Annotated in this window: 16 protein-coding genes; 11 read left to right on the top strand and 5 right to left on the bottom strand. The window is 68.0% G+C overall.

Features of this window, described 5'->3' with window-relative positions; genetic code table 11:
• Window positions 1–39: 39 nt before the first annotated feature.
• From gltB to J2852_RS17590, 3 genes are all read left to right on the top strand, one after another.
• A complete protein-coding gene (gene gltB / locus J2852_RS17580; RefSeq protein WP_209877855.1) occupies window positions 40–4,587 on the top strand; it encodes a glutamate synthase large subunit in 4,548 nt (1,515 codons plus the stop codon).
• A gap of 166 nt (window positions 4,588–4,753) precedes the next feature.
• On the top strand, window positions 4,754–5,206 hold the full coding sequence (locus tag J2852_RS17585) for a GNAT family N-acetyltransferase (RefSeq protein ID WP_209877857.1): 453 nt from the start codon (window positions 4,754–4,756) through the stop codon (window positions 5,204–5,206).
• A gap of 118 nt (window positions 5,207–5,324) precedes the next feature.
• Complete coding sequence (locus J2852_RS17590) at window positions 5,325–5,993, top strand: glutathione S-transferase family protein (RefSeq protein ID WP_209877859.1); 669 nt, start codon at window positions 5,325–5,327, stop codon at window positions 5,991–5,993.
• 18 nt (window positions 5,994–6,011) lie between these two features.
• Here the strand turns inward: J2852_RS17590 and J2852_RS17595 are convergent, their stop codons facing one another.
• On the bottom strand, window positions 6,012–6,845 hold the full coding sequence (locus J2852_RS17595; protein WP_209877861.1) for a tetratricopeptide repeat protein: 834 nt from the start codon (window positions 6,843–6,845) through the stop codon (window positions 6,012–6,014).
• A gap of 51 nt (window positions 6,846–6,896) precedes the next feature.
• Between J2852_RS17595 and J2852_RS17600 the strand changes: the two genes are divergently transcribed.
• Window positions 6,897–7,775, top strand: a complete 879-nt coding sequence (locus J2852_RS17600) for an SDR family oxidoreductase (RefSeq protein WP_209877863.1) — start codon at window positions 6,897–6,899, stop codon at window positions 7,773–7,775.
• A 187-nt stretch (window positions 7,776–7,962) separates the two neighbouring features.
• Here the strand turns inward: J2852_RS17600 and J2852_RS17605 are convergent, their stop codons facing one another.
• Complete coding sequence (locus J2852_RS17605) at window positions 7,963–8,403, bottom strand: bacteriohemerythrin (protein ID WP_209877865.1); 441 nt, start codon at window positions 8,401–8,403, stop codon at window positions 7,963–7,965.
• A gap of 191 nt (window positions 8,404–8,594) precedes the next feature.
• On the opposite strand from J2852_RS17605, the gene J2852_RS17610 reads away from it, so the two are divergent.
• The 4 genes from J2852_RS17610 to gyrB all read left to right on the top strand — a co-directional run bounded on the left by J2852_RS17610 (window position 8,595) and on the right by gyrB (window position 15,426).
• Window positions 8,595–10,289, top strand: a complete 1,695-nt coding sequence (locus J2852_RS17610; protein WP_209877866.1) for a hypothetical protein — start codon at window positions 8,595–8,597, stop codon at window positions 10,287–10,289.
• Between the two features lie 170 nt (window positions 10,290–10,459).
• The gene (gene dnaN, locus J2852_RS17615) at window positions 10,460–11,590 is read left to right on the top strand and encodes a DNA polymerase III subunit beta (protein ID WP_209877868.1); all 1,131 of its coding nucleotides are present in this window, start codon (window positions 10,460–10,462) and stop codon (window positions 11,588–11,590) included.
• A gap of 83 nt (window positions 11,591–11,673) precedes the next feature.
• Window positions 11,674–12,855 (top strand): DNA replication/repair protein RecF, encoded by a 1,182-nt coding sequence (recF, locus tag J2852_RS17620; RefSeq protein WP_246499776.1) that lies wholly within the window; start codon window positions 11,674–11,676, stop codon window positions 12,853–12,855.
• An 87-nt stretch (window positions 12,856–12,942) separates the two neighbouring features.
• Window positions 12,943–15,426 (top strand): DNA topoisomerase (ATP-hydrolyzing) subunit B, encoded by a 2,484-nt coding sequence (gene gyrB, locus J2852_RS17625; RefSeq protein WP_209877872.1) that lies wholly within the window; start codon window positions 12,943–12,945, stop codon window positions 15,424–15,426.
• Window positions 15,427–15,649: 223 nt separating this feature from the next.
• Here the strand turns inward: gyrB and J2852_RS32075 are convergent, their stop codons facing one another.
• Entirely contained in the window at window positions 15,650–15,919 is a 270-nt protein-coding gene (locus J2852_RS32075; protein WP_209877874.1) for a helix-turn-helix domain-containing protein, read from the bottom strand.
• A 132-nt stretch (window positions 15,920–16,051) separates the two neighbouring features.
• On the opposite strand from J2852_RS32075, the gene J2852_RS17635 reads away from it, so the two are divergent.
• From J2852_RS17635 to J2852_RS17645, 3 genes are all read left to right on the top strand, one after another.
• The gene (locus J2852_RS17635) at window positions 16,052–16,567 is read left to right on the top strand and encodes a hypothetical protein (RefSeq protein WP_209877876.1); all 516 of its coding nucleotides are present in this window, start codon (window positions 16,052–16,054) and stop codon (window positions 16,565–16,567) included.
• A gap of 370 nt (window positions 16,568–16,937) precedes the next feature.
• On the top strand, window positions 16,938–18,308 hold the full coding sequence (locus tag J2852_RS17640) for a site-specific integrase (protein ID WP_209877877.1): 1,371 nt from the start codon (window positions 16,938–16,940) through the stop codon (window positions 18,306–18,308).
• A gap of 126 nt (window positions 18,309–18,434) precedes the next feature.
• A complete protein-coding gene (locus tag J2852_RS17645) occupies window positions 18,435–19,052 on the top strand; it encodes a recombinase family protein (protein ID WP_209877879.1) in 618 nt (205 codons plus the stop codon).
• 22 nt (window positions 19,053–19,074) lie between these two features.
• On the opposite strand, the gene J2852_RS17650 is transcribed toward J2852_RS17645, so the two are convergent.
• Both J2852_RS17650 and J2852_RS17655 read right to left on the bottom strand, forming a co-directional pair.
• Window positions 19,075–19,554, bottom strand: coding sequence for a hypothetical protein (locus J2852_RS17650; protein WP_209877881.1), 480 nt, complete (start codon window positions 19,552–19,554; stop codon window positions 19,075–19,077).
• A gap of 300 nt (window positions 19,555–19,854) precedes the next feature.
• The coding region (locus tag J2852_RS17655) for a transposase (protein ID WP_209877883.1) at window positions 19,855–20,060 on the bottom strand (206 nt) is incomplete at its 5' end.

The raw sequence follows: 20,060 nt of genomic DNA on the forward strand, positions 1-20,060 counted from the left end.
GTGCCCCCTTCAAAACAGACTGACGGAAAGGGTCCACCGATGACCACCGAGATGAACCAGGGTGAGCAGTTCGTCGCCGAGTATCGTGCCAACGCCGCGGCGCTGACCACTGCGAACGCCTACGATCCGGCCGACGAGCACGACGCCTGCGGCGTCGGCTTCATCGCCGCGATCGACGGCAAGCCCCGCCGTTCGGTGGTCGAGAAAGGCATCGAGGCGCTGAAGGCCGTCTGGCACCGTGGCGCTGTGGACGCCGACGGCAAGACGGGCGACGGCGCCGGCATCCACGTCGCCGTCCCGCAGAAGTTCTTCAAGGACCACGTCAAGGTCATCGGCCACCGCGCGCCGGACAACAAGTTGGCGGTCGGCCAAGTGTTCCTGCCGCGCATCTCGCTCGACGCGCAGGAGGCCTGCCGCTGCATCGTCGAGACCGAGATCCTGAGTTTCGGCTACTACATCTACGGCTGGCGTCAGGTGCCGATCAACGTCGACATCATCGGCGAGAAGGCCAACGCGACCCGGCCGGAGATCGAGCAGATCATCGTCGGCAACAGCAAGGGCGTGTCGGACGAGCAGTTCGAGCTGGACCTGTACGTCATCCGCCGCCGCATCGAGAAGGCGGTGAAGGCCGAGCAGATCAACGACTTCTACATCTGCTCGCTGTCCGCCCGCTCGCTGATCTACAAGGGCATGTTCCTGGCGGAGCAGCTAACGACCTTCTATCCGGACCTGCTGGACGAGCGGTTCGAGTCCGACTTCGCCATCTACCACCAGCGCTATTCGACCAACACCTTCCCGACCTGGCCGCTGGCCCAGCCATTCCGCATGCTCGCCCACAATGGCGAGATCAACACGCTGAAGGGCAACGTCAACTGGATGAAGGCGCACGAGACCCGGATGGAGCATCCGGCCTTCGGCGCGCACATGCAGGATCTGAAGCCGGTGATCGGCGTCGGCCTGTCGGACTCGGGCGCGCTCGACACCGTGTTCGAGGTGATGGTCCGCGCCGGCCGCACGGCCCCGATGGTCAAGATGATGCTGGTGCCGCAGGCGCTGACCAGCTCGCAGACCACGCCGGACAACCACAAGGCGCTGATCCAGTACTGCAACTCGGTTATGGAGCCGTGGGACGGCCCGGCCGCTCTGGCCATGACCGACGGCCGCTGGGTCGTCGGCGGCATGGACCGCAACGGCCTGCGCCCGATGCGCTACACCATCACCACGGACGGCCTGATCATCGCCGGGTCCGAGACGGGCATGGTGAAGATCGACGAGACCCAGGTGGTCGAGAAGGGCCGCCTCGGCCCCGGGGAGATGATCGCCGTCGACCTCCAGGCCGGCAAGCTGTTCCACGACCGCGAGCTGAAGGATTACCTCGCCCTTCAGAAGCCGTGGGGCAACTGGGTCAAGAACACCACGCATCTGGACGAGCTGGTGAAGACGGCCTCGCAGAAGGGCGAGCCGTCCGACATGGAGAAGGCCGAGCTGCGCCGCCGCCAGATGGCCTTCGGCATCACCATGGAAGACATGGAGCTGATCCTCCACCCGATGGTCGAGGACGGTAAGGAGGCCATCGGCTCAATGGGCGACGACAGCCCCATCGCCGTGCTGTCGGACAAGTATCGCGGCCTGCACCACTTCTTCCGCCAGAACTTCTCCCAGGTCACCAACCCGCCCATCGACTCGCTTCGCGAGCGCCGGGTGATGAGCCTGAAGACGCGCCTGGGCAACCTCGGCAACATCCTGGACGAGGACGAGAGCCAGACGCGCCTGCTGCAGCTGGAATCGCCGGTCCTGACGACCGCCGAGTTCCGCGCCATGCGCGACTACATGGGCGACACGGCGGCCGAGATCGACGCCACCTTCCCGGTGGACGGCGGTCCGGATGCCCTGCGTGACGCGCTGCGCCGCATCCGCCAGGAGGCGGAGGACGCGGTGCGCGGCGGCGCCAACCACGTCATCCTGACCGACGAGCGGATGGACGCCACGCGCGCCGCCATCCCGATGATCCTGGCCACGGGCGCCGTCCACACGCACCTGATCCGCAGCAACCTGCGCACCTTCACCTCGCTGAACGTGCGCTCGGCCGAGGCGCTGGACGTCCATTACTTCGCCGTGCTGATCGGCGTGGGCGCCACCACGGTCAACGCCTATCTGGCGCAGGAAGCCGTCGCCGAGCGTCACCGCCGCGGCCTGTTCGGTTCGCTGCCGCTGGAAAAGGGCATGGTCAACTACAAGAAGGCCATCGACGACGGCCTGCTGAAGATCATGTCCAAGATGGGCATCTCGGTCATCAGCAGCTATCGCGGCGGCGGCAACTTCGAGGCCATTGGCCTGTCGCGCGCCCTGGTCGCCGAGCATTTCCCGGCCATGGTCAGCCGCATCTCCGGCATCGGCCTGAACGGCATCCAGAAGAAGGTGCTGGAGCAGCACGCCACGGCCTACAACGAGGAGGTCGTGGCCCTGCCGGTCGGCGGCTTCTACCGCTTCCGCAAGACGGGCGACCGCCACGGCTGGGAGGGTGGCATCATCCACACGCTCCAGCAGGCGGTGACTAACGACAGCTACACGACCTTCAAGAAGTACAGCGAGCAGGTCAACAAGCGCCCGCCGATGCAGCTGCGCGACCTGCTGGAGCTGCGCTCGACCAAGCCGTCCGTCTCAGTGGACGAGGTCGAGAGCATCACCAGCATCCGCAAGCGCTTCATCACGCCCGGCATGTCCATGGGCGCGCTGAGCCCCGAGGCGCACGGCACGCTGAACGTCGCCATGAACCGCATCGGCGCCAAGTCCGACAGTGGAGAGGGCGGCGAGGATCCGGCGCGCTTCCGCCCGGACAAGAACGGCGACAACTGGAACTCCGCCATCAAGCAGGTGGCGTCGGGCCGCTTCGGCGTCACCGCCGAGTACCTGAACCAGTGCCGTGAGCTGGAGATCAAGGTCGCCCAGGGCGCCAAGCCCGGCGAGGGCGGCCAGCTGCCCGGCTTCAAGGTGACGGAGATGATCGCCCGTCTGCGCCACGCGACGCCGGGCGTGACCCTGATCTCCCCGCCGCCGCACCACGACATCTACTCGATCGAGGATCTCGCGCAGCTCATCTACGACCTGAAGCAGATCAACCCGGACGCCAAGGTCACGGTGAAGCTGGTCAGCCGGTCGGGCATCGGCACCATCGCCGCCGGCGTCGCCAAGGCCAACGCCGACGTGATCCTGATCTCCGGCCACAGCGGCGGCACGGGCGCCAGCCCGCAGACCTCGATCAAGTTCGCCGGCCTGCCGTGGGAGATGGGCCTGTCGGAGGTGCATCAGGTCCTGACTCTGAACCGTCTGCGCCACCGCGTGCGGCTGCGCACCGACGGCGGCCTGAAGACCGGCCGCGACATCGTCATCGCCGCCATGCTGGGCGCGGAGGAGTACGGCATCGGCACCGCCAGCCTGATCGCCATGGGCTGCATCATGGTGCGCCAGTGCCACTCCAACACCTGCCCGGTCGGTGTTTGCGTGCAGGACCAGAAGCTGCGCGACAAGTTCGTCGGCACGCCGGAGAAGGTGGTCAACCTCTTCACCTTCCTGGCCGAGGAGGTCCGCGAGATCCTGGCCGGCCTGGGCTTCCGCTCGCTGAACGAGGTGATCGGCCGCACCGACCTGCTGCATCAGGTCAGCCGCGGCGCCGAGCATCTCGACGACCTCGACCTGAACCCGCTGCTGGCGCAGGTCGATCCGGGCGAGAACGCGCGCTACTGTACGTTGCAGGGCCGCAACGAGGTGCCGGACACCCTGGACGCGCGCATCGTCGCCGACGCCCGCCCGCTGTTCGAGGAGGGCGAGAAGATGCAGCTCGCCTACAACGCCCGCAACACGCAGCGCGCCATCGGCACGCGGCTGTCCTCGATGGTGACGCGCAAGTTCGGCATGTTCGGGCTCCAGCCCGGCCACATCACCGTCCGCCTGCGCGGCACGGCGGGCCAGTCGCTGGGCGCCTTCGCGGTGCAGGGCATCAAGCTCGAGGTGATGGGCGACGCCAACGACTACGTCGGCAAGGGCCTGTCGGGCGGCACCATCGTGGTCCGTCCGACCACCTCCAGCCCGCTGGAGACGAATAAGAACACGATCATCGGCAACACGGTCCTCTACGGTGCGACGGCCGGCAAGCTGTTCGCCGCGGGCCAGGCCGGCGAACGGTTCGCCGTCCGCAACTCCGGCGCCACGGTGGTGGTCGAGGGCTGCGGCTCCAACGGCTGCGAGTACATGACCGGCGGCACGGCGGTCATCCTGGGCAAGGTCGGCGACAACTTCGCCGCCGGCATGACCGGGGGCATGGCCTACGTCTACGATCCGGACGACTCGCTGCCGCTCTACATCAACGACGAGAGCGTCATCTTCCAGCGCATCGAGGTCGCGCACTACGAGCACGTCCTGAAGAGCCTGATCGAGGAGCACGTCGCCGAGACGCAGAGTCGCTTCGCCGCCGAGATCCTGAACGACTGGGCGCGGGAGCTGACCAAGTTCTGGCAGGTGGTTCCGAAGGAGATGTTGAACCGTCTGGAAGTGCCGGTGACCCTGCCCAAGGCCATCCCGGCGGAGTAACCCCGGTTATTTGTGCAGATGCGAACGGCGGCTCGGATCATCCGGGCCGCCGTTTTCGTTCGGGCTGTTGCACAGACGTCCTATCTTTTTTGGATTGCTGGAATAATCTGTTTCTTGGATGGTTATTAGGGCGGCTTTGGTTCGAAGGGTCGCAGAAGGAGGCGCCATGGCGTCGTCGGAAGGCTTGCGCATCGACATCCGGTTCGCCCTGGCTGGGGACGGACCGCGCTGTGCCGAGATCTTCCTGCATGGCCGCCGCAAGGCCTTCTCCTGGCAACCGGAAGACCGCTTCGGGCTGGATGACTATTACGACTGCGTGGACGGCGAGGAGGTGCTAGTCGCCGAGGTGGAGGGCGACGTGGTCGGCTTTGTCTCCATCGACGCGCCGGAACGCTTTATCCACAACCTGTTCATCGACCCGGCGTGGCGCGGCCGGGGCATCGGCTCGGCCCTGCTGCGCGAAGCGCTGAGCCTGTTGCAGGGATCGGCGCAATTGGCCTGCGCGGCGCGCAACGCGGCGGCCCGCGCCTTTTACGAGCACAACGGCTGGACACCGGTGCCGGGCGGGCATCGCGACGCCGCAGACCCACTGGTGATGTATCGGAAGTCCGCCGTCTGAAAATTCGCGACCTGAATTCACCCGAGTCAAGGGGTAATCCATAAGCCGATAGAGAAGGGGCACCGGCCAAAGCGCAGACTGTTTTCATGGCTTTCCTTGCGCTACAGTCCGGCCCGGCATGCGTATCCTATTTCACCACCCCCTTCACCCCTTGTCCCGCGTCGCGCGGGTGATGCTCGCCGAGAAGGGCCTGCCCTTCGAACCGGTGATCGAAAAGCCGTGGGAACGGCGCGAGGAATTCCTGACCCTCACCCCCGCCGGCGAGCCGCCGGTTCTGGTGGAGGACGACGGCACCGTCGTGGCCGGCGGGCTGGCCCTGATCGAGTATCTGGAGGAAGCCTACCCCGACGTGGCGCTGATGCCGCGCGAGGTGGCGCTGCGCGCCGAGGTGCGCCGGGTCGCCTCCTGGTTCCTTCAGAAGTTCGACCGCGAGGTGACCGAAAATCTCGTCGGCGAAAAGCTGATCAAGCGCCTGTCCGGGCAGGGACATCCCTATGCCCCGGCGATCCGCGCCGGTCTGGCGAATATCCAGTACCATCTGGAATACATCGCCTTCCTGTCGGAGCGGCGCCCCTGGCTGGCCGGGCCGGCCTTCACCGTGGCCGACATCGCGGCGGCGGTGCAGCTGTCCTGCCTCGACTACATCGACAACGTGCCCTGGGACAAGAACCCGGAAGCCAAGGACTGGTACGCCCGCATCAAGTCGCGGCCGAGCTTCCGGGCGCTGCTGGCCGACAGCATCCCCGGCTGCCCGCCGCCCAAGCACTACGCGGATCTGGATTTCTGAACGGGCGGGCGAGGAAGGCTACTTCTTCACCCCCGCCCCATCGCCCGGTCCCTTCGATTCCGGCAGCTTGCTGGGTTTGGGCGCCTCTTTCTGCTGCGCTTCTTCCATCCGCGCTGCGCGCTCCAGGTTCGCCGCCGCCGTCTTCGCTACGCTGGCGTCGGGGGCGAGGCGCTGGACCAGCTTCCAATCATCCTTGGCGCCGGCCACGTTGCCAATCTGCGCCTTGATGTTGCCGCGCAGGAGCAGGGCTTCCGGGTCGTTGGGGCGCAGTTCCAGCGCATGGTCGATGTCGGCGATGGCCTGCCGGTCGTTGGCCAGCGCCTTGTGCGCGGCGGCGCGGTAAAGGTAGGCGTCGGCGCGGCGCGGATCCCTGGCGAGCGCCACGTCCAGGTCGGCAATGGCGTCCCAGAAGCGCTCCGTCTCGGCGCGGGCGAAGGCGCGGTCGATGTGGAGGTCCACGTCGTCCGGCTGGCGCTCCAGCGCCTGGGTATAGAGCCGCTCGGCGCGCGAGTAATCACCGGCGCGCAGCCACGCCCAACCGGCCCGGCCGAGGATGGAGGCCGCCGCCTTCGGATCGTCCTTACCGAGGATGGGGGCCAGCTCCTCCAGCCGCGCGCCGGCCGCCTTGAAGTCGCCCTTGTGGAACAGGGCCAGCGCCTGACACAGCCGCGCGAGGTCGCCGCCGCCCCGGTCCTGCCAAGTCAGCGCGCTTTCGAAGGCCTCCGCCGGCTTCTTCTCGGCCAGCGTCACGCAGGCGCGGAATTCCTTGTCATGGTCGATGGCGGCCAGCGCCGGGCTTGCGAAAAACAGCGCGAGCGCGGCCGGAAGAAGGTAAGCATTGCGTCGGGTCATGGCGGCCTTACACTCCGCCATTGCCGCTTCCGACGCAAGGATCCGAGAGAGATGACCGAACCCCGTCTGTTCGTCTTCGGCCTGGGCTTCACCGCCCGCGTGTTCGCCGACGCGCTGAAGGCTGAAGGCTGGCGGGTCGCCGCGACCTGCCGCGGCGAGGAGAAGCGGGCCGCGCTGGAGGCCGCCGGTTACGAGGCGTTCCTGTTCGACCGGGGCCGGCCGCTGGCCGACGCCAAGGCGGCGCTGGAGGGTACCACCCACCTGCTGGTCAGCGTGCCGCCCGACGACAAGGGCGACCCGGTGCTGGACCATCACGGGGCGGATTTGGCCGACCTGCGGACGCTGGACTGGGGCGGTTACCTGTCCACCACCGGCGTCTATGGGGACACCAAGGGCGAATGGGTCGGCGAGGCCGCGTGGCTGCGCCCGACCGGCGAGCGGCAGAAGCGCCGCGTCGAGGCGGAGCGCGGCTGGCTGAACCTGTACCGCCAGTACGGCGTGCCGATGCACCTGTTCCGGCTGGCCGGCATCTACGGCCCCGGCCGCAGCGCACTGGACAGCGTCCGCGACGGCACCGCCAAGCGCGTGGACAAGCCGGGACAGGTGTTCAGCCGCGTCCATGTCGAGGATATCGCCGCCACCCTGCGCGCCTCGCTGGCGCAGCCGACACTGGGCGCCGTCTACAACGTGGCCGACGACCTGCCGACGCCGTCGCACGAGGTGGTGGAGTACGCCTGCACGCTGCTGGGCGTCGAACCGCCGCCGCTGGTGCCCTTCGAGAAGGCGGAACTGTCGCCGATGGCCGCAAGCTTCTACGCCGACTGCCGCCGCGTGAAGAACGACCGCATCAAGCGGCAGTTGGGCGTGGTTCTGAAGTACCCGGACTATCGGGCGGGGCTGGACGCGCAGCTCGCGGCGGAGACGGCGTAGGCTGGGGTGGGAGCAACAGGATTCACACGGATTTCACGGATTGAAACACGGATTTCACGGATTTTTTTGATGCTTGGCCACGCCGTGGCTTTTCCGTAAGACGCGCGCTGAGCAAGCCGATAAAAATCCGTGCAATCCGCGTTCAAATCCGTGAAATCCGTGGAAAATTTGTACTCCACCCTCCGACCTACACCCGCGCCGACAGCCCCCGCATCCGCAGGAACTCGGCGAACTTCTGGTCCACGACCATGATGTGCATCTTCAGCCATTTGCCGATGAAGCCCAGCACCAGGAAGCGGCCGAGGTAATCGTCGGGATCGTCGCCCTCCCGCACGAAGGTCCAGATGTCGTCCACCTGACTCATGAAGGACTCGTGCAGCTTCCGGTGCGCGACGCGGTCGGGGTAATCGACCGTCTCCATCAGATCCTCCTCGCGGCGGAAATGCTCGCGGGTGAAGCCGATCAGATCCTCGCAGATGGTCCGCAGGTCCGCGTCGGGCTCCTGCCCACGCTCCAGCGAGGCGCGGATGTCGTTGTAGAGGTCGAACAGCTGGTGGTGCTCTTGGTCGAGTTCGCCATGACCGAGCCCCCAGACATCGCCCCATTCCAGATCGACCTTCTCGCCCACGCCCGCCTCCGTCTTCCCCCTGCCCGCTGCCCCGCCCGCCACTGTAAATAGGGGGTGACGCTTGCGCCAAGCGGCTATTTGACGCAACGAAACAACCCGCGTCGCGCAACCTGCGACCAAATGCGCGGTCACTTTCGGCAGGATTGCAACCATAGTGATCCAGACCGATAACCGGTGCGCTGGGGAGGCGCATGACCCGCAGGCCGGAGGACACAACGCAGGGCGGCAGCAGCGGCGCGGCTGGAACAGCGGCCATGGCCGAGTTGCGCCGCCACATGGACGATCTGGTCGCCCGCGTGCCACGCCACGCCATTCGCGCGGTGATCGACGAAATCGACAACACCAGCGTCCCCAATGGGGAGCGCGCCCGCCATCTGCGCGACGCGCTGGTCGAGCATTTCAACCGCCTGCGTCCGATGAAGGCGCGCCGCCTGTTCACCAGCCTGTTCGAACCCTTTCTGGTGGACGACCATGTCCTCTACCGCGCGAGGGAGCCGATTCCGGGGTTGATCCAGCGGGTGGACATGGGCGGCATCTGGCAGGCGCTGTCGCGGCTGGGCTTCCCGACGCTGGCGATGGAGGTGCAGAACCGCTTGGACGACCTGTCGCAGGACGCCATCCTGGATCAGGTTCTGACCGGCCCCGAGGCCATGGCGATGCGTGAGGCCATGCGGGGCGAGGCGGCGCGCTTCCTGGCCCTGCTCCAGACCAGCCGCAAGGCCGCCGAAGAGTTCCTGATCGTCGCCAACCGGGAGGCGCTGAAGGATGCGCGCCAGCGCACCCCGCACCTGACCGCCAAGGCGCCCATCGACGTGCGCTCGCTCGCCTTCGTCCAGGCTGTGCTGGAGGACAACGCCGCCCTGCTGCCACTGGCCGAGCGGATGCGGCAGGACATCGCCGAGATCGGGGCGGTCGGCGAGTTGCGGCAGGCGGAGGTGGACGGGCAGGCGGCCATGCTGGTCGGCTATGTGCGCGAGGTGCGCAAGGCCTGTCCGGCGCGCGACATGGACGAGCCGGTCGCCTGGCTGCCCCCCCTCGTCGCGTTGAACATCAAGCACCGCTACGACGTGATCCTGCGCTACGTGCGGGAATACGGCGGGCCGATGCCCGGCGACAACCATCCGCTGCATCAGGCTTTGTTCGGCCACTTTTCCGCCTGCTGCACCACCATCGTCCAGGTGATCCGCGCCGTGTTCGGCGATCTGGCCGTGCAGGAGGGGCACGTGCTGTCGCTGCACCGCCCGGTGCGGGAGTTGCTGGACACGGCGGTCACCCGATTCGAGCAGTCGCTGGCCGCACTGTCGGGCGCCGGGTTCCTGTCGAATCGGCTGATCGGCCCGCGCATCCGCCCGATGCTGGCCGAGGTCAGCCGCGCGCTGACCTCCATCGTCATGCCCCTGGCGGTGGAGCGCGCGCAGGCGGCCACGACCGCCCGCAGCGGGCCGGCCCCGGATCACGACGACCTGATCTGGCTGCTGGACTTCGTCTGGCGCTGGGGCGCCACGCTGGGCAGCGTCGGCTATGCCAGCCCGGAACTTCAGGCGATGCGCACCCGCATGCTGGACAACGGGCACGCGGCCTTCCTTCAGGCCATCAAGATCGACGAGGACGAGGATCTGCCCCGCCGCATGGACCATCTGGTGCGCATCAACCGCGTGCTGGCCGCCATCGGCGAGAGCGTCGGCCCGTGGATCAGCCCGGTCAGCCAGGGGCTGCACCGAGTCGTCGATTACCACCTGGACGTGGTGGACGAGATCGCGCCGGAGGCGCAGTTCGTCATCGACCACTTCATCGGCGCGGTGCGCAAGGAACTGGGCCGCTCCCGCCACTGGCAGAGCGTCGATCTGGTCGCCATCCTGCGGCTTTACGAGTCGCGGGCGGGGTGAAACGGGTCCTTGCCCGCCGCAAAACACGAATTTGGTTCGGCACAACCGACGTTGTGCTATGATGCGCCCCCGTTCCGTGTCGCCGCGAGCGGCCGGGCCGGCGGGCGACGACCACGAATCGCTCAATACGAATCGCTCCACAAGAACGACCTGCCGAGACGACGACCAGCATGAACATCATCATCGAACGCGCCGCCCTCCTTCGGTCCCTGGGTCACGTGCAGAGTGTGGTGGAGCGCAGGAACACCATTCCGATCCTGTCCAACGTTCTGCTGAAGGCGAACGACGGCGAACTGTCGCTGGCCGCCACCGACATGGACCTGGAAATCGTCGAGATGGTGCCGGCCACCGTCACCCGCGCCGGCGGCACCACCGCCCCGGCCCACACGCTGTACGACATCGTCCGCAAGCTGCCGGACGGCAGCCAGGTGGAGCTGGACATCGGTGGTGACGGCACGATCCTGACGCTGCGTGCCGGCCGGTCACAGTTCAAGCTGTCCTGCCTGCCGGTGGAGGATTTCCCGCAGCTGTCCGGCGGCGATCTGGCCCACCGCTTCGATCTGGCGGCGAACGACCTGCGCGCGCTGGTGGACCGCACGCGCTTCGCCATCTCCACCGAGGAGACGCGCTATTACCTGAACGGCATCTACCTGCACGCCGCCAAGGCCAAGACCGGCGGCGCGGAGCTGCCGGTGCTGCGCGCCGTGGCAACCGACGGCCACCGTCTGGCGCGGGTCGAGATGCCGCTGCCGGACGGTGCGGCGAACATCCCCGGCGTCATCGTGCCGCGCAAGACGGTCACGGAAATCCGCAAGCTGATCGACGAGGCCGCCGACCGCATCGAGCTGTCGCTGTCCGACAACAAGATCCGCTTCGCCTTCGATTCGGTGGTCGTGACCTCGAAGCTGATCGACGGCACCTTCCCGGACTATGAGCGGGTCATCCCGGTCGGCAACGACAAGGTGATGGAGGTGGACGCCAAGCTGTTCGCCGCCGCCGTGGACCGCGTCGCCACCATCTCCACCGAGAAGAGCCGGGCGGTGAAGCTGTCGCTGACGCGCGGCACGCTGACCCTGTCCGCCACCAGCCCCGAGGCCGGCAGCGCCACCGAGGAGCTGGAGGTCAATTACCAGGAAGGCCCCCTGGAAATCGGCTTTAACTCTCGCTATCTGCTTGACATCACGCAGCAGATCGAGGGCGAGGGCGCCCGTTTCACGATGGCGGACGCGGCCTCCCCGACCATCATCCGCGACGTTGCCGACGCCGCCGCGCTCTACGTGCTGATGCCGATGCGTGTGTGATCGGCCCGATGGACGGGGTCCAGGGGCCTCATGGCCCCTGGTGGGGTGCAGGGGTGACGCCCCTGCAAACCGGAACGGACAAGTTGCTCGACGCCAGAACGACCCACACTCCGGACGCCGCCGAAGCCCTGGCGGTGACGCGCCTGACGTTAACGCGGTTTCGCGGCTACGACAGCGCGCGGCTGGAGCCTGACCGGCGCCCGGTGGTACTGATCGGCCCGAACGGCGCCGGCAAGACCAACCTGCTGGAGGCCGTCAGCTTCCTCGCCCCCGGCCGGGGCCTGCGCGGTGCCAAGCTGTCGGAGGTGGAGCGCATCGGCTCTCCGCCCGGCGCCGGCTGGGCGGTCGCCGCCGTGCTGGAGACGCCGACCGGCCCCGTGGACATCGGCACCGGGCGCGAGGTCGCGGCCAATGGCTCCGGAGGGGGCGACCGCGACCGCCGCGTCGTCCGCGTAGACGGCCATCCGGCCAAGGGCCAGACGGCGCTGGCCGAACATGTCGCCATCGTCTGGCTGACCCCGCAGATGGACCGGCTGTTCCTGGAAGGCTCCAGCGGGCGCCGTCGCTTCCTCGACCGACTGGTCTTCGGCTTCGATCCGGCGCACGCCGGGCGGCTCAGCCGCTACGAACACGCGCTCCGCGAACGCGCGCGCCTGCTGCGCGACGGGCGCGTGGACGAGGGATGGCTGTCCGGCCTGGAAGACCAGATGGCGACCACCGGCGTGGCCGTCGCCGCCGCCCGCCGCGACGTGGTGCAACGCCTGCGCGCCGCCTGCGGCCGGGCCGTGGGGCCGTTCCCCGGCGCCGATTTGGCCGTGCTGGGCGCCGTGGAACGCTGGCTGGACGAAGGCCCGGCGCTCGCCGTCGAGGATTCGCTGCGCCAAAGCCTGCGCGACAGCCGCCGGCTCGATTCGGACACGGGCGGGGCGGCGGTGGGGCCGCACAAGAGCGACCTTGCCGTGCGTCACACGATCAAGGACATGCCGGCGGCGCTGTGTTCCACGGGGGAGCAGAAGGCCCTGCTGATCGCCATCGTGCTGGCCAACGCCCGCCTGCTGGCGGCCGAGCGCGGGGCGGCACCGCTGCTGCTGCTGGACGAGGTTGCGGCGCATCTGGACCCGCACCGGCGCGAGGCGCTGTTCGACGAGATCCTGGCGCTGGGCGCGCAGGCCTGGATGACGGGGACGGACGACAACGTCTTCGCCCCGCTGGGCTCCGCCGCCGTACGCTTCCACATCGAGGACGCGCACGTGACGCCGGGGTAGAATTGCCGAAAAAATGCTGCCCGAAAAAACACCATGGGCAGCGCCGTAAATCGCCGAAACCGCAACGCAGTCTGTTATAGTCGCACCATGGCACAGGAAGCTTTGAAGAACGATCTCCCGCAGCAGGACTACGGGGCGGAATCGATCACCGTCTTGCGCGGGCTGGACGCCGTGCGCAAGCGGCCCGGCATGTACATCGGCGACACCGACGACGGCTCGGGCCTGCACCACATGGTGTACGAGGTCGTGGACAACGCCATCGACGAGGCGCTGGCCGGCTACTGCGACAAGGTCGTGGTGCAGTTGAACGCCGACGGATCGGTGACGGTGCGCGACAACGGGCGCGGCATTCCCACCGACATCCACCCGGAGGAAGGCGTCTCGGCAGCCGAGGTCGTGATGACCCAGCTGCACGCGGGCGGCAAGTTCAACCAGAACTCCTACAAGGTGTCCGGCGGCCTGCACGGCGTGGGCGTGTCGGTGGTGAACGCCCTGTCGGAGATCCTGGAGCTGCGCATCTGGCGCAACGGCCGCGAATGGTTCATGCGCTTCCGCCACGGCGTGCCGGAGGCCGGTCTGGCCGACGTCGGCCCCGCCCCGATGGTGGACGACAACAAGGGCGGCCAGAAGCAGCTGAGCGGCACGGAGGTCACCTTCCTGCCGTCCAAGGAAACCTTCACCAACACCGAGTTCGATTTCGCGACGCTGGAACACCGGCTGCGCGAGCTGGCCTTCCTGAACTCCGGCGTGCGCCTCGTCCTGACCGACGCGCGCGGCGTGGAGCCGAAGGTGCACGACCTGCATTACGAAGGCGGGCTTGAGGCCTTCGTGAACTGGCTCGACCGCTCCAAGGTGCCGCTGCACAAGCCAGCCATCGCGATCCGCGCCGAGCGGCAGACTGAACACGGCGGCATCGTCACGGTGGAATGCTCGCTCCAGTGGAACGACAGCTACCACGAGACGACGCTCTGCTTCACCAACAACATCCCGCAGAAGGATGGCGGCACGCACCTCGCCGGCTTCCGCGCGGCGCTGACGCGGGCGATCAACAACTACGCCAACGAATCGGGCATCGCGAAGAAGGAGAAGGTCAACCTTTCCGGCGACGACGCGCGCGAGGGTTTGACCTGCGTGTTGTCGGTGAAGGTCCCCGACCCGAAATTCTCCAGCCAGACCAAGGACAAGCTGGTCTCGTCCGAAGTCCGCCCGGTGGTTGAGACGGTGGTGGGCGAGGCGCTCGCCCTCTATTTCGAGGAGCATCCGGCCGACGCCAAGCGCGTCGTGCAGAAGGTCGTCGAGGCCGCCGCCGCCCGCGAGGCCGCACGCAAGGCGCGCGAGCTGACGCGGCGCAAGGGTGCCTTGGACATGGCCTCCCTGCCCGGCAAGCTGGCCGACTGCCAGGAGCGCGACCCGGCTCTGTCCGAACTGTTCATCGTCGAGGGCGATTCGGCAGGCGGGTCGGCCAAGCAGGGCCGCTCGCGCCAGTTCCAGGCCATCCTGCCGCTGCGTGGCAAGATCCTGAACGTGGAGCGGGCGCGCTTCGACAAGATGCTGTCCTCGGCGGAGATCGGCACGCTGATCGCGGCGCTGGGCACCGGCATCGGGCGCGACGAGTTCAACCCGGACAAGACGCGCTACCACAAGATCATCATCATGACCGACGCGGACGTGGACGGCAGCCACATCCGCACGCTGCTGCTGACCTTCTTCTTCCGGCAGATGCCGGAGCTGATCGAGCGCGGCTACCTCTACATCGCCCAGCCGCCGCTTTACCGCATCAAGCGCGGCAACGCGAAGGAACGGTATCTGAAGGACGACCGGGCGCTGGAAGAGTATCTGATCGAGGCGGCGCTGGGCGACCTGTCGGTGACGCTGTCCGACGGCACGCTGCTGACCGGCCAGCCGCTGAAGGATCTGGTCGAACAGGCCCGCAGCGCCCGCCATCACATCGACGCTCTGGCCCGCAAGGCCGCCAGCCTGAACGTGGTCGAGCAGGCGGCGGTGAGCGGCGCCCTGTCGGCCGCTCTCGCCAACGACTCCGCGCAGGCGCTCCAAGCCGCGCAGGGCGTGGCCGAGCGGCTGAACCGGGCGGACGCCGAAGGCGGCTGGCGCGGCGAGGCCCTGCCGCAGGGGGGCTACGCCCTGGTCCGCACCCGCCGTGGCGTCACGCACCGCCACAACTTGGACGCCGACCTGCTGAAGAGCGTCGAGGCGCGCAAGCTGGACGCCATCGCGGCGGACCTGAAGCGCGTCTACGCGGAGCCTGGCCGCGCTTTCGAAAAGCAGAAGGAAACCCGCAGCCTGACCGGCCCCTTCGCCCTGTTCGAGGCGGTGATGGACTTGGGCCGCCGTGGCGTGACCATCCAGCGCTACAAGGGCCTTGGCGAGATGAACCCGGACCAGCTGTGGGAGACCACTCTGGACCCGACCAAGCGTTCGCTGCTGCAAGTGAAGGTGAGCCACGCCGATCAGGCGGAGGAAGTCTTCTCGACCCTCATGGGCGACATCGTGGAGCCCCGCCGCGAGTTCATTCAGGAAAACGCGCTGAAGGTGGCCAACCTCGACGTGTAAATTGTGTGTGTGGTCTTTAACGCAAAGTTTGAGAAACCGAACTCTATGACTGAGAAGCTTTAACTCTATGATTGAGAAGTCTAACTCAATGATTGAGACAAGCTAAGTTCGGCCGAAGCTGGAGCTCGACAGGACAGATGTCAATTGAGGGCGGACCCCACCGGGTCCGCCCTTTTTGTCACTCCCCTTACTAAGCGCTGGGTTGCAGTCCGGACCCGCTCTCTCAGTCCTTGGGACGCTTCCGCCGCGGCGGGTCGACGCCCCCCTCGCCCCCCTCAATGATCAAGCCGGCCAGCATGGCGGACGGGTGCGTCGCCAGGGCACGCGCCAGGTCGACCACCATGGCCAGCGACGGGTTGGACCGGCCGCGCTCCAAGTCGCTGAGATAAGGCACGCTCATTCCGGCGCGGAACGCGAGTTCCTCCTGGGAGAGGCCCTGGGCTGTCCGCAGGTCGCGCAGAATGGCGCCGAACTGGTTGGCGATGCTGTCCATTCCGAGGAATGCACGGCGTTGCGGTGCTAACCACCATAAGATATATCCTATGTTGCGAAAGACGGCTCCCAGTGAGCGGCTTGCCCGATCAACCCTTGGTGCTTTGAAGGACACGGAAAGAACCACCATCCGATGTCGAACGCGTTTGCCCCATCCCATCCGGTCGCCCCGGCAACGGATGAAGCTTTTCACGCCATCCTCGCCGCGTTGGCGGACAAGCATGCGGAACTCGACGCGCGCCGGTCGGACCTTGCCCGGCAGATGGCCGCGCTCGAGCAGGAGTTGACGTGCCTCGAAGGGAGCATCCGGGTGTTCAGCAACTGCCGCAACCCGATGCCGGCTTCGGTCGCGACGATCGGTTCCATGGGCCCGCGCCGCTCGGCCGAACGGAGCGAGATCGCCGACGACGCCCTGCGGGTGCTGCGGGACGCCTCCCGTCCGCTGTCGACCTCCGACATTGTCCGCGCGCTCTGCACCAAGTGGAACGTCGTGCTTCGCCCGCTGGAGTTCCGGCGCATGGCGGTGGCCGTGATCGCCGTCCTCCGTCTCCGCGAGGCGCGTGGTCTCGTCGCGGAGGTTGGCCGCGCCCAGCGGAACGCCGTTCTGTGGGCGGCAATCAGCGCGCATGATCGCTCACGGCATCCCTGAGCCACAGGAACCGCCAGCCCCCCTCGCCATTTTGCCGGTAGCGAGTGCCGCGTGATGATCGGCGGCGAGCCAATCACCTCAGCCATCGGCCGGCCCGGTGCCGCACATCCGCCAGACCGGCACCACCCGACATTCTGTCCGGATTCGCCGTTTCCGCTCCCATACGGGTGACTTCCTCCGATCGCCTACGCGCAAAAGACTGGCTATGCTAGAGACTCGCAGGGTCGCTTCCGGAACCGCAGGGTTGCCCGGGTGCGCCAACCGATAACGGCTCGATAATCGCAGTTATTAGGGCGTTATCAGCCGCTCCCGCCTGTTGTCGGCGCAGGACGCCGGCGCCTCGGGCCGGCCCGCCGCGCCGGAGGCCGCCATGCCCGCCGTTCCCCCGCCCATCGCCATTCCGTTCGCCCACCTTCCGCACCTCAGCGCCACCGACCTCGCCCGCCTGCGCGCCGCCTTGGCCACCCGCCCCCTGGCCGCGGCGACGCGGCGGGCGCTGCTCGGCGACGCCCGCCTGTTCGTCCGCTGGTGTGCCCAAACCGGGCACCGCGCCCTGCCGGCCAGCCGGGCGACGGTGACCGCCTTCCTCGCCGCGGCGGCGGCGGCCGGTCGCGCCCCGGCGACACTCCGCCGCTACCGCAGCTCGCTCGCTTGGTGGCACGCCGCCGGCGGCTACGCCAACCCGTGCGCCGCGACGGTGCTGAGCGCGCCGCTGCCGGACCCCGCTCTCACCGATGCCGGCCTGGCGGCGTTGCGCCGCTTCCTCGACGTGGCGCAGCGCGGGCTCGCCCCGGCCACCCTGCGCGCCGTGCGCGCCGACGCCCGCGTCTTCGCCGCCTGGTGCGGCGCCCGCAGCCTGTCCTGGCTGCCCGCCACGCCGGAGACGGTGCGCGCTTTCATCCAGGACGCCGGGGCCACCCGCAAGCCGGCGACCCTCGCCCGCTACCTCGCCTCGATCGCCCTGCTGCACCGGGCCGCCGAGCACCGCAACCCGTGCGACCACTGGAGCGTCGCCCTGGAACGCCGCGGCCACGCCCGCGAGCGCGGGAGCGCGCGGCGGCAGGCGGCACCGCTGACCGACGCGGTGCTCGGTCCCATCCTCGACCGGCTGACGCCCGACGGGGAGCGGCGACTCCGCCCCATCGACCTGCGTGACCGGGCGCTGCTGCTGGTCGGGCGCGACACGCTGGCCCGCGCCGACGAGCTGGTGGCGCTGCGCTGGGCGGACCTTCAGCCGGTCGATCCCGACGCCCCGGAGGCGTGGCCCGGCGAGGGCACGATCCGCATTCGCCGCTCCAAGACCGACCCGGAGGGCGAAGGCGCCGAGGCCTGGCTGTCGACCGAGGCGATGGCCGCGCTCGCCGCGTGGCGGGCGGTGGCGCCCCGCTGGCCGGACCCGGCCACCGGCGCGGCCATGCGCGAGGGAACGTTTGTCCTCAGCCATCTGCGGCGTGGCGCTCCCGGCGAGCGGATGAGTCCGGCGGCGGTGCGCCGCGTCATTCTCCGGCGCACCGGCGAGGCCGACCCGCAGGCCACCGGCTTCGGCGGGCACAGCCTGCGTGTCGGCGCCGCCCAGGACCTGCTCGCCGCCGGCGTCGACCTCGCCGGCCTCATGCAGGCCGGGCGCTGGACGTCGCCGCAGATGCCGGCGCGCTACACCGAGCGCTTGCGCGCCGCGCGAGGGGCGGTGGCTCGAGTCCGTCGTGCCCGGCAGGACGCTTTAGGCAAAGCTGGACTCTGACGGGAAGGCGGAAACGCCGGTTTGTGGCGCGGTGAAAGCGTGGCCTTTTACCACACCCGCGATTCGGAACCCGGTCCCCCGGAGGGGTGTTGCAGAAGTCGTGGCAAAACGTCGTGGTGAAAGGGCATGGGGAAAGCCGCTGCCGCACGTACCACTCCGCGTCTGATCGGGTATGCCCGAGTGTCTACCGACGACCAGCGGTTGGATCTGCAGATCGATGCCCTCACCCAGGCGGGGGTGGCACCCGAGGACATCTGGACCGATACCGCGTCGGGCCTGACGGTTGCGCGCCCCGGCTTGGCCGGCGTGCTGAAGGCGGTGCAGCCGGGCAACGTGCTGGTGGTGTGGAAATTCGACCGCTTGGCTCGGTCAACCTTGGAGTTGCTGAAGATCGCCGACCAGCTCAAGCGCAAGGACGTCGGCTTGCGCAGCTTGACGCAGGGGATCGACACCAGCGGCCCGGCGGGAGCTCTGGTCTTCGCGGTGCTCGCGGCCGTCGCGGAGATTGAAGCCACCATGATCTCCGAGCGGACCGTCGCCGGTATGGAGGCGGCGCGATTGCGCGGTGTTCACCTCGGGCGCCCGCGAAAGCTGACCGACAAGCAATGTGCGATGATCGAAACCCTGCTCAGGAACCGCCATGGTGGCCAGACGGCCCGGCAAATTGCTGAACAGTTCGGGGTGGAACGCACAACGATGTATTGTGCTCTTCGGGAACACCGCGCTCGGACGGGCAAAGAGTAATAGGGAGAGGCAACCAGCGCCATCATATCTTGATCAAGTCGCCTTTGGTCTCCGTCGGCTCTGCCTTTGGCGCCGCTGGAGAGGCCGGTGCAAACCGGTCGGTGGCGCGCTTGAGGGCCTCCCACCCGGCCTTGGCGGACCCTTTCGCCTCCTGAAGCGCCTCCGTGACCGCGATACAGAAGTCGAGTCTTTGCTGAGCATCCTGGCGCGTGGCATCGAGTGCCCGGCTGATCGCGGTGGTCTGTTCGTCTGTGCCGGGCGTCGATTTGTCCACGCCGAACAGGGGCAGAAGGTACTCGCGTCCCGCCGTGCGGGCCGCTGCGACGGCCTTGTCACCGAACCTGCCAGCCGCCACCAAGCCGGTGTCCCAAGTCGTCAACGCAGCCGAAACGGTGGGCGAGCACAACGGACCGCTTATCGGCTTCGGATCGCCTGCCAGTGCTGGAGCGGAGACGAAAACACCGATGGCGATCAGGGCGGCGGCGATGCGGGGGACCGGCATGACGATTGTTCCCAAGTGGCCCGGTGCATGTGGTGGCATGGGCGTCGCTGTTCCAGACGCAGCGTGCATGCCGGACAATCTCCATCGGCCATCGTATCGGCAAGACACGGTTGCTCCAATAGAGCGATCGGAGCACGGACGCTTGGAGCGGTCTTCCTGTCCGCCTGCAGCCTGTGGCGAAAACGGGCGACGATTCCGGAGCCGCTGATGGTCCGCTTTTCGCCGATATCGTTGAAAAAGTCGGGTGCTGATCGAGTGCTGCTGCGCCGATTGTAAGGGCCGAACGGGCAGAGGCCCCCCTCATACCGGCCTGGGTTCCGGCATCGGGATGAGCTTGGCGAGTTTGCGGAGGTTCTGGGCGGCGGCCGCGAGGTGGAACTCGTCGCGGGCGACGTTCGCCCCCCTCAAGCACAGCCGGTCGAGCCTCAGGATGCGTTTGAGGTGGGCAAACAGCATCTCGACCTTCTTCCGCTCGCGCCGTGAGGTGGCGTAGGCGTCGGTGGCGG

This window comes from Azospirillum soli (assembly GCF_017876165.1).
Taxonomy (GTDB): domain Bacteria; phylum Pseudomonadota; class Alphaproteobacteria; order Azospirillales; family Azospirillaceae; genus Azospirillum; species Azospirillum soli.

Excerpts from the sequence above, each read along its gene's own strand:
- J2852_RS17635 (WP_209877876.1), top strand. The coding sequence starts at position 16,052 with ATGTCGAACGCGTTTGCCCCATCCCATCCGGTCGCCCCGGCAACGGAT.
- dnaN (WP_209877868.1), top strand. The coding sequence starts at position 10,460 with ATGAACATCATCATCGAACGCGCCGCCCTCCTTCGGTCCCTGGGTCAC.
- gyrB (WP_209877872.1), top strand. The coding sequence starts at position 12,943 with ATGGCACAGGAAGCTTTGAAGAACGATCTCCCGCAGCAGGACTACGGG.
- J2852_RS17590 (WP_209877859.1), top strand. The coding sequence starts at position 5,325 with ATGCGTATCCTATTTCACCACCCCCTTCACCCCTTGTCCCGCGTCGCG.
- gltB (WP_209877855.1), top strand. The coding sequence starts at position 40 with ATGACCACCGAGATGAACCAGGGTGAGCAGTTCGTCGCCGAGTATCGT.
- J2852_RS17610 (WP_209877866.1), top strand. The coding sequence starts at position 8,595 with ATGACCCGCAGGCCGGAGGACACAACGCAGGGCGGCAGCAGCGGCGCG.
- J2852_RS17600 (WP_209877863.1), top strand. The coding sequence starts at position 6,897 with ATGACCGAACCCCGTCTGTTCGTCTTCGGCCTGGGCTTCACCGCCCGC.
- J2852_RS17640 (WP_209877877.1), top strand. The coding sequence starts at position 16,938 with ATGCCCGCCGTTCCCCCGCCCATCGCCATTCCGTTCGCCCACCTTCCG.
- J2852_RS17650 (WP_209877881.1), bottom strand. The coding sequence starts at position 19,554 with ATGCCGGTCCCCCGCATCGCCGCCGCCCTGATCGCCATCGGTGTTTTC.
- J2852_RS32075 (WP_209877874.1), bottom strand. The coding sequence starts at position 15,919 with ATGGACAGCATCGCCAACCAGTTCGGCGCCATTCTGCGCGACCTGCGG.
- J2852_RS17585 (WP_209877857.1), top strand. The coding sequence starts at position 4,754 with ATGGCGTCGTCGGAAGGCTTGCGCATCGACATCCGGTTCGCCCTGGCT.
- J2852_RS17645 (WP_209877879.1), top strand. The coding sequence starts at position 18,435 with ATGGGGAAAGCCGCTGCCGCACGTACCACTCCGCGTCTGATCGGGTAT.
- J2852_RS17595 (WP_209877861.1), bottom strand. The coding sequence starts at position 6,845 with ATGACCCGACGCAATGCTTACCTTCTTCCGGCCGCGCTCGCGCTGTTT.